At 42.0% G+C, this 9,097-nt stretch carries 8 protein-coding genes; all 8 read right to left on the minus strand.

Annotated elements, in window-relative coordinates; translation table 11 throughout:
- The coding region (locus H6S82_RS09520; RefSeq protein ID WP_191056174.1) for a type I restriction endonuclease subunit R at positions 1-2,706 on the minus strand (2,706 nt) is incomplete at its 3' end.
- 39 nt (positions 2,707-2,745) lie between these two features.
- The gene (locus H6S82_RS09525; RefSeq protein WP_190472401.1) at positions 2,746-3,246 is read right to left on the minus strand and encodes a DUF3368 domain-containing protein; all 501 of its coding nucleotides are present in this window, start codon (positions 3,244-3,246) and stop codon (positions 2,746-2,748) included.
- Positions 3,239-3,493: a UPF0175 family protein gene (locus H6S82_RS09530; RefSeq protein ID WP_190472405.1), complete on the minus strand. Its 255-nt coding sequence runs from the start codon at positions 3,491-3,493 to the stop codon at positions 3,239-3,241. The genes H6S82_RS09525 and H6S82_RS09530 overlap by 8 nt, the downstream gene beginning before the upstream one ends.
- A gap of 30 nt (positions 3,494-3,523) precedes the next feature.
- Entirely contained in the window at positions 3,524-4,792 is a 1,269-nt protein-coding gene (locus tag H6S82_RS34310) for a restriction endonuclease subunit S (RefSeq protein ID WP_190472408.1), read from the minus strand.
- A 74-nt stretch (positions 4,793-4,866) separates the two neighbouring features.
- The gene (locus tag H6S82_RS09540; protein WP_190472411.1) at positions 4,867-5,172 is read right to left on the minus strand and encodes a type II toxin-antitoxin system RelE/ParE family toxin; all 306 of its coding nucleotides are present in this window, start codon (positions 5,170-5,172) and stop codon (positions 4,867-4,869) included.
- On the minus strand, positions 5,169-5,435 hold the full coding sequence (locus H6S82_RS09545) for a type II toxin-antitoxin system ParD family antitoxin (RefSeq protein ID WP_190472413.1): 267 nt from the start codon (positions 5,433-5,435) through the stop codon (positions 5,169-5,171). Before H6S82_RS09545 ends, H6S82_RS09540 begins: the two co-directional genes overlap by 4 nt.
- 43 nt (positions 5,436-5,478) lie before the next feature.
- Positions 5,479-7,038, minus strand: a complete 1,560-nt coding sequence (locus H6S82_RS09550; RefSeq protein WP_190472416.1) for a class I SAM-dependent DNA methyltransferase — start codon at positions 7,036-7,038, stop codon at positions 5,479-5,481.
- A 310-nt stretch (positions 7,039-7,348) separates the two neighbouring features.
- Positions 7,349-9,097 (minus strand): hypothetical protein (locus H6S82_RS09555; protein WP_191056175.1); only part of this gene is annotated, 1,749 nt, incomplete at its 5' end.

Here is a 9,097-nt window from a genome sequence, read left to right on the forward strand (position 1 = left end):
ATAATTCATCCGGCTTTTATTTAGCTTGACCATCTGCGTTAGCTTCGTGCTAATTGCACCTTTAATTTTTTCGGCTTCCGTGCGTTTATAACCAGAGGCAAACTTAGCCTTTAATGCTTCAAAATCAATCTGGCTCAAATCGATGATTGGTTCCGATTCCGGGATAACATATTCTAAAGTACCAATCGACTGATCTAAAATCTCCTCAACGGTTGCTTTTACTTCGGAGATATCCACTGCTGGTGTCAAAGAACGAATGCGATCGCCAATCATGGTAAATAGATACTGCACTGAGGTAAAATCATCAGCAGCCGCATCTGGCAGAATGGCTTTGTAGAGTTTGGTTACGTTCCGAACAAGTGCCAAATACCGCTGCTTGGATTCATCATTAATTAGAATCGCTTCTACCGCATCTGAGATTAACTTGATGCGTTCAAATCCCACCGCAGGTTGCAATTTCTCTAAATCAATACCCCGTTCCGTACAGAAAGCAGTCGTTTCTGAGATTGCTTTCCGCAACTCCTCCACCAGCGCCGCCTTCGCCTGTACTGGGGTATCCCCTTCTTCCACCCCACCCCCAGAAGCAGAACCGTAAATCGCCAACGCCTTCTGCAAGTCGCGGAACACGCCAATATAATCAACAATTAGCCCATTTACTTTATCTTTAAACACCCGATTCGCCCTCGCAATCGTTTGCATCAGGGTGTGGTTCCGCATCGGTTTATCTAGATAGATTGTGGAACAACTGGGGACATCAAACCCCGTCATCCACATCGCACAAACAAACACAATTCGCAGCGGGTTTTCTGCATCTTTGAATTTCTCGTCTAAATCTTCATTAACTAACCGTTTCCGGTGGGATTGAATCTCTAAACCTTTTTTCCGAAAGGCTTCTACTTCATTCTGAGATTGAGAAATTATCACCGCCATATCGGTGGCTTGCATATATTGAATCGCAGCTTCCAGGGGTTCTCGTTCTATGGCTTCTGCGCTGTCTAATTGGCGTTGCAAGGTGGTTAAATGTTGTTGCCAGTATCCCCGTACTTTGTCGTACATTTTAACAGCAGTAAAGCGGTCAACGGAGATAACCATTGCTTTACCTTGGTGTCCTCTCCCTAAAAAGTGAGTTACTATATCTTGGGCGATCGCTTCTAACCTTTCTTCACGGGTAATTAAATGATATTCCCGTGCAAATTCGCGTTCTAGTTTGTTTTCTTCTTCCTCCTCTAAATCGGCAGATTCAATCGCCTCGGTAATATTTTCATTCAGTTCTGTATTGGTTAGTTGTAATTGCGGAATGCGGTTTTCATAATATAGCGGAACGGTGGCGTTATCTTCGATGGATTGTTTGAAATTGTAGATACTGATATAATCGCCAAACTCTCGTTTAGTTGCTTCTTCTCCGATGATTAAAGGCGTACCCGTAAAGCCGATAAATCCGGCATTGGGTAAAGCCTGTCTCATATTTTTAGCAAAGATATCATATTGGCTGCGGTGGGCTTCATCGGCGATGACAATTACATCATCGCGGTCGGAAAGTTTAGGATATTTTTCATCTTTTTTAGTGTGGAATTTTTGAATTAAAGTAAAAATATAACGGTGGTCTTCTTGTAAGAGTTGTTTTAAATGTTCGCCACTTTTCGCCCTCACTTCTTTTTCCGGTTCGGTGACTGCGCCAGTTTTAGCGAAATTCTTATAAATTTGGTTGTCTAAATCGTCTCGGTCGGTGATAATTACAAATGTCCAGTTACCGGGAATTTGGCGGTGAACTTTTTGGGAAAAGAACTGCATTGAGAAGCTTTTCCCGCTGCCTTGGGTGTGCCAGAATACGCCTAAGCGTCCTTGATTTTGGCGAATTTGTTTAACGGCTGCAATGGCATTGTTGACACCGAGATACTGGTGATTTTTGGCAACGAGTTTGATAATTTGACCTTTTTCTTCGCTAAATAAAGTGAAATTTTCGATGATATCCAATAATTTAGTTTTCTCGCAGGTTCCCCGAATGATGGTATCGAGGGAGATGATACCTTCTTCGCCTTCTGAGTTGATTTTCTGCCATTCCGCGAAGTGTTCCCAATTGGCGGTGACGCTACCGATACGGCTATCTGTACCGTTGGAGAGGATGACAATTCCGTTGTACCAGAAGAGTTGGGGAATGGTGTTTCGATAATCGCAGAAGTTGTTACGATAAGCTAAATCTAAGCGTTTGTGATGGGCTTTTAGTTCGATAAATAATAGGGGAATACCGTTTACAAAGCCGATTAAATCAGCGCGGCGGGTGTACATTTCGCCGGATACCCAGAATTGAGAAGCGAGGAAAAAGTTGTTTTCTGTTGGGGTTTTCCAGTTGATGATTTGGACTGTTTCGGTGATTTCTTCGTTGTCGCTGTTGCGGTAGGTGACTTTCACGCCATCTTTGAGTAGTTTGTAAGTTTCGCGGTTGGCGTTGGCGAGACTTAAGGCGCTTCTGTCGCGAGTGAGTTCTTCAATGGCGAGGTTAATTGCTTCGGTGGGGAGGGTGGGGTTGAGTTTTTCTAGGGATGGGCGAAGTTTGGAAATGAGGATGACTTCTGATTTGGTTTCTCGTCCTAATGTGTTGTTTGTACCGATTTTTTCGTAGTAGCAATTAGCGGTGGTGTAGCCGAGTTGTTCAAATAGGGCGATGGTTGCGAGTTCTAGGGCTTCTTCTGAGTCGGGGTGAGGCATATTGTTTTTAGATTAAAAGATAGGTTAATTTTAGCTTGATTAATTATTTTCTCCGGCTTGTTTGAGGGCGAATTCAATTACAGTTGTACTTAATCGAATTCCTTGGTTAATCATTTGTTGAATCGATTGTTTGATTGATAAAGGGTAGCCTTCCTGTTTGACACGTAATAAAATACCAATGGAACCTGTAACGGAAAGACCGCTTAATCTAGCAATGCGCCGTCCGACAGTTTCATCAATACAAACTGTTGGGATATTTTCATTTAAGGCTAATTGAATAACCGATGCTTCGCCGATGTCTAATGAGTTGAGGAGTAGAGGAGAAATATTCAGAGGGCTAGGCTGTTTTTGTAGCCAATTGGCAGCAGTAAATTCGGCAATAGCATAGTTACTAGAACCGCCGCTAAGAATTTCTTGGCAGACTTCCAAAGGAACTAATACTTCTGTATAAAGGGATTGCAAAATAGTTAAGTCACCCAAGGCGGCGACGAGGGCTATTAGCGGGGAAGTGTTAATCACAATTCTTTCGGAGTTAGGCATTCTCTAAATCAGATAGTAGTTCTTCTTCGGTCAGGTCAATCATGGGGATGCCGTAATCTTTTAATTTGAGGAGAAATGTAACTCTATCTACGCCAATTAAGGCTGCTGCCATACCGGAAGAAAGGCGTTTGAGTTCAAATAGTTTTACTGCCATTGCCCATTTAGCTTCTTGTTCAAATTGTTCTTTTGTTTGTTGGAGGGCATCGGGGAAGGTTTCTGGGTAGTCAATTTTGAGTTGGTAGGTCATAGGGGAATAATGGGGTTTATAATTGGTGGTTTAGGCGGCAATGTTTCCGGTGTTGATGTCGAGGTTTTCTACGTCTATTTCACCGGAGATGAGTTTAGGGAGGAGTAAGTCGCGGGTTTTACGGAGGTTAAGGTTTTTTCGTCCTAAATTGTCTAACAACTTATCGTTATTAGAGATAATTTGTTTAAATTTTTTCTGGATATGAGAAGGAGGAAGCAGTATTTTCATTTCCCGTAAAATCATTGTGTTAACGTTTTGAATAGCAGCTCCATAAGCGGAATTGTAAAAAAACTGCTGCTGTTCGCGAAAAAGATAATAGAGATATTCTTTTTCAACCCCGTTAAAGTTTATTAAATAGAGCCAGCCGTCATGTATACATCCGTCAACGCCTAGCAGTTGGGTATATCCTAAAGTGCCGCTAGCAGCTATAATTAATGAACCTTTCGGAAGTAAACGGCTAAATGATGCTCCATATTCATTTACTTTCTGTTTTGTTTCATACAAATACTTTCCAGATTTTGTAGCATCAGCAATTTTTATCCAGGGTATAGTTCCGCCTTCAAAATACTTTTGGTCTGCAATAGGGCGGGGCGATGAACCTCTACCTACTTCAGCTACATCACCAATTTTTACAACCTCCCAACCTTCAGGAATTAGACCCAATTCTGAATCAATCATTTTGACTTGTTGGTGTCCGGGGAAGCGGAAGTTGACGAACCACTCGCGGTAGAGCGATCGCGCCATCTCTTCCAATATCTTTATCCGCCGCATATTGTTTTCAATTAGGTCATCATAAGTTGAGAGAATACCAGCAATTTTTCGCTGTATTGGAAGAGGAGGAGTAAGAATATCAAATGACAATAATTTACTAACACTAAGATTGTCTTGAGTTGCTCCTTTAGTAATGCTTCTTAATTGGGGCTTAATTGTAGTTAGGTAATACTTAATAAAACGAACGTCAGATTTTTCTGAGTCAGCAATAAATCCAATAATGCTATCTGGAAAACAAGCTTTAAATTTGAGAATAGCTGTCTCTGCTGTATTTTCACCTGCATTGACTATGCAAAGAGTGTTTTTATCCCATATTTTGCTTTGAGCTAGTCCTAAATCACTATAAGTTTGCGAATACTTCGTAATATAAAACTCACTAGCTGTAACCTCAGCCGTTTGGATAAAAGGATGTTCTCCGCCATACAAAGATGGATCATTTCTGGGGCGATGTTTTGATTTCCCCCTTCCAACAAATCCTAGTTCATCAAGTTTTTTATAACTCCAACCAGGTTTTAGAGTTTTATTCACAGTATATTCCTCTTAAAATCTCAACTTTTAACTAACATTTCTTCTGACAGCCTCGTTTCACTCATTGCTTTACCTCAATCCTCATCTGACTCAGAAAACAACGATTTCAAATCGCGATATCCACTCACCACCCGCACAATTTCTACCCCATCCTCAATTACCCGATAAAGAATGATGTAATTCTCAAGCGGAATCCCCCGTAACGACGGCTCAACTTCAGCATAAGAACGCCCCATATTGGGAAACTTAACCAAGTTCTTGCATTTCTGCTCAAACCCATTCACAAATCGTTCTCCAGCTTCTAGACTCCGGCTCAAAAAATAATCCGAAATCTCATCTAAATCCTGACTCGCTTCTGGTGAAATAATGTAACGACTCATGCTTGATTCTCACCAGCTTTTTTGAGCTTATCCCGCAATCTAGCAATCACAACCTCGCCATCAATCCCTTCCCCCCTATCAAGCTGTGCTATGCCAATTGCTACTTTTTCCCTGGTTTCTTCCACCCATTTTTCATACTCTTTATCTCGTTCTTCCAGTAACCGTAACGCCTCAACGATGACATCATAAGCCGTTGCATATTTACCACTTTTGAGCTTTTCTTGAATTAACTGTTCTTCTTCCGGGTTAAACGTGATATTCATTCTCTTAAACTCCACAACTCATTAACTTTATTGTACTCATCCCTCAAGTACCCAAAATTTGCGCGACATTCTCAGCAATTCGTTCTTCTAACTCCCTCGCCTCCGCATTTAAAATTTCCAATTCCTCATTCAATTCTTCCAATTTTTCCGCAAAATCAAAATCCTCCACCGGACGTTCCGCCACTCCCACATAACGCCCTGGATTCAAACTCCAACCCTGCGCTTCAATTTCACCACTTGTCGCCACCCGACACAATCCCGCCACATCTTTATAAGCACCCTCTGGAAAATTAGTATCCAGTAAATTTTGACTGCCATTTTTCGTTTCCGGTGCTTCCCCTCGGTACAATCTAACAATATTAGAAATAAACTCCACCTGTTCGTCGGTAAACTCCCGGTGGGCGCGGTCAATTTGTCGGTAAATATGCCGCGCATCGATAAATAACACCTTTTCCTTACGCAGTGTTTTCGCCTTTCCCTTATCCAAAAACCACAAAGTACAAGGCAACGTTACCGTGTAAAAGAAATTAGAACTGATGGCAATCATCACATCCACTGCCCCAGTTTTAATCAACTGGTGGCGAACCTCCAATTCAGAACCCCGCGCATCCGAGGCAGAATTCGCCATCACAAATCCCGCCCGTCCCGTATCATTTAAAGCACTGTAGAATATCTGAATCCAAAGATAATTCGCATTGTCTACCTTCGGTTTAACAAACGGAAACCTGGGGTCATTTTCCAATCGTTCCTTATCCACTCCATCCACATTAAACGGTGGATTCGCCATCACGAAATCAAACTGCCCCACGCAATTGTGGATATCCTCATAATAAGTATTCCCCTGGCGGATATTCCGCAAACCAGAAACTCCGTGAACCGCCAAGTTCATCTGACACAGTTTAACCGTTCCTTCCGTCTTTTCTTGACCGTAAACGCTAATAGCAGTATTGGGGTCACGTCCTAATTTTTCGCTCACCCGCATCGCACTTTGCACGAACATTCCCCCCGCCCCACAAGCCGGGTCGAGAATCAATCCGTGATAAGGTTCGATGACTTCTACAATTAACTTAACTACAGAAATCGGCGTAAAAAACTCGCCGCCTTTTTGTCCTTCTTTTTGGGCAAAGTTACTCAAAAAATACTGATAAATTTCCCCAAAAGCATCCTCGCCAATTTCTGCTAATTTAATCCGATTAAACGTTTTCAATAACTCCCGTAGCGTCGGTTTTTCTAACCGATTGTAATCTTTGAGTAAAATTCCCTTTAATTCTTCATTTTCATCTTCAATCGCTTTCATCGCCTGATTAATTGCCGTGCCAATATCTTCGGCTTCTGGCAAATTCAGCAAATAATCAAACCGTGCTTTTTCGGTTAAATACAACGCCCCTTTCGCTTGATAGTCCAATTTGCCCACACTGCGGCGGCGGGTACTTACCCCGGCTAATTCCCGTTCCACCAGACTGAATTTATAATCGGCATAGCGCAAGAATATCAGCCCCAGTACGGGTACGGAGTATTCCGAGGGCTTGAGTTTGGAGTTAGCCCGGAGTTCGTCTGCTGCCTCCCAGAGGCGTTTTTCTAGTTCGGTATAGTTTGCTGGCATTTTATAAATTAGTATATTGATTCTCGCTGTTGAGCCTGTAGGGAACAGCGAAGGCGTAATTTACTATGGTAGCACGATGCAGTTGATGGAGTAGAAGCGATCGCTCTGGCAGACAGATACGTTGTCAAGCTACCGTTTAGTCTGGCATAAGAGTAGCACGGGCGTTGTAGCGATCGGCATGGATGGGCATAAGTCATCCTCTGAGTAATGCTGTAAGTGTGCCATTACCCAGATGCTATAGTATATTTCTCCTAAGCTAACTCATCGCTAACTGGCTGGGGCAAGCAATCATTACAGGAAACAATTAACACTAATCCAAATAAGCTCCAGGAAAAGGAAGCAACGCTAAATATCCTGCTTTATCCATCGGTCTAACATAGCAATAATAATCCTTGGAACTATCTGCCGATGCTCGCTTCCGCCACAATTCCAAATCTCCCAAAATCCTATTTTTCTCTTCCTTAGTCGGTGCATAATCGCTAGCTGCTTGGGGAATATTCGCACTCATAAAAATAGTAATGTATTGGTAAAGGTCATTTTTATTCCACCCATAAACACTCACGTTTGGCAATTGCCCTAACGCCAACACTGTAATCCCCAACGACCGCCCCAAACTAATAGCATCTCTGATAATTTTACCGCCGAATGTCTGCCCATTTCTCAGCTTTTCAGATTTGATGACATCCGGCTCAATAAACTCCCTTTCCCTCGACAATAGCAATTGCAATTCATCAATCAAGAAGAAAACTCGATTGAACTTCGGACACGGCTTATTATCGGCAAAACATTGTTGGTTGATGCTATTTCTTTCTGAGTACAGCTTCCTCAGATAAATAATCCCCTCATAAGCACTTGGGATAGTTACTCCGTTACTAGCAGTTACCGATTCAAACCCAATATAATCAGGCTCAAACAGTTTCCCATTAATTGTAAAAGTGGCGTAATCATCTACTTTTGGCTGAATGTAAATTACTTCGCAGTCTGGCTCTTTCCTAACAACTAAACCACAATAATTTTTAGCCAGTTCTGTTTTCCCTTTTCCCCTAGCTCCAAGGATGGCTAAATTCTTCCCATCTTTGGCAGCATCTTTGTATAAGATTTCCAACCAATTATCAGGCGCATCTTTAATTCTATCTAGTTCATCCCTCCTATCGATTTTTACCTCAATCCTCCCATTTTTAGCTTGGATTGTCGGCTGAGGAATATCAACCATTCCAGGTAAAATCTTAGCCACTATCTCTAATTTAGATGGCTCCCAGTAATTAGTTGGTTTGAGGTAAATCCTTTCTACTCCCTCTATCACTCTTTTTGAGATGAATTCTGATTGAATTCCTTGTTGAGCTAATGCTGTTTGAATCTGCGTAACTAGCTCATCAGCATCCGGCTTTTTAGCGGTGTATAGTTCGTTGAATAACTGCTCGTTCTGCTCTTTTAAACTGACGATTTCCGATTGGAGTTTTTGGATAATTACATTCTGGGCTTGGATTTCTAATTGAGCATTCTTGAGCAATTCTTTAGTTTGCCCCCGTTCGTCGCGTACATCAAGCCGGATGCGCTTTTCTTCTAACCTGAGCGCTTTTTCTTCTAACTTCAATTGTTCGGAGAATTTCTTTAAATCGGATTCTAACTTAAGCACATTATCTCGCCACTGATTTGTAGCTGCTAAATCAGCATCCAATTGAGCAATTTTGGCAGCGAAAGCCAGTTCTAATTCGGCTTTTTCAGTCTCTAGCTGTTGTTGCAGTTCTGAGAGCTTATAAGCCTCGCTTTCTTTCAAGAGAGCGATTTCCTTATTTTTGGATTCTGAAAGGTCTTGTAAAGCTTTTTGGTCAGCACTGAGGCGAGATTCATAGGACTCTCGTAAAACTTGTATTTCCTCTAGTTTCTTGGCCTCGGAAGATTCCAGTAATTGCTGTTGCCAAGTGTGGATACTTTGCAGTTCGTTGAGTTTGGTTTCAAGCTCGATGATTTTGGTTTGATTCAATTGCTCAATTTCCCGGCGACTGGGTACTTTAGCAACCAAGTAACTGCTAATTCCCAAGCCAGTAAGATCGGAAGA

Source organism: Planktothrix sp. FACHB-1355 (assembly GCF_014748295.1).
GTDB classification, from domain to species: Bacteria; Cyanobacteriota; Cyanobacteriia; order Cyanobacteriales; family Aerosakkonemataceae; genus Aerosakkonema; species Aerosakkonema funiforme_A.

Coding starts and splice junctions, on each gene's coding strand:
- H6S82_RS09525 (WP_190472401.1), bottom strand. CDS start 3,246: ATGCCTAACTCCGAAAGAATTGTGATTAACACTTCCCCGCTAATAGCC.
- H6S82_RS09530 (WP_190472405.1), bottom strand. CDS start 3,493: ATGACCTACCAACTCAAAATTGACTACCCAGAAACCTTCCCCGATGCC.
- H6S82_RS09540 (WP_190472411.1), bottom strand. CDS start 5,172: ATGAGTCGTTACATTATTTCACCAGAAGCGAGTCAGGATTTAGATGAG.
- H6S82_RS09545 (WP_190472413.1), bottom strand. CDS start 5,435: ATGAATATCACGTTTAACCCGGAAGAAGAACAGTTAATTCAAGAAAAG.
- H6S82_RS09550 (WP_190472416.1), bottom strand. CDS start 7,038: ATGCCAGCAAACTATACCGAACTAGAAAAACGCCTCTGGGAGGCAGCA.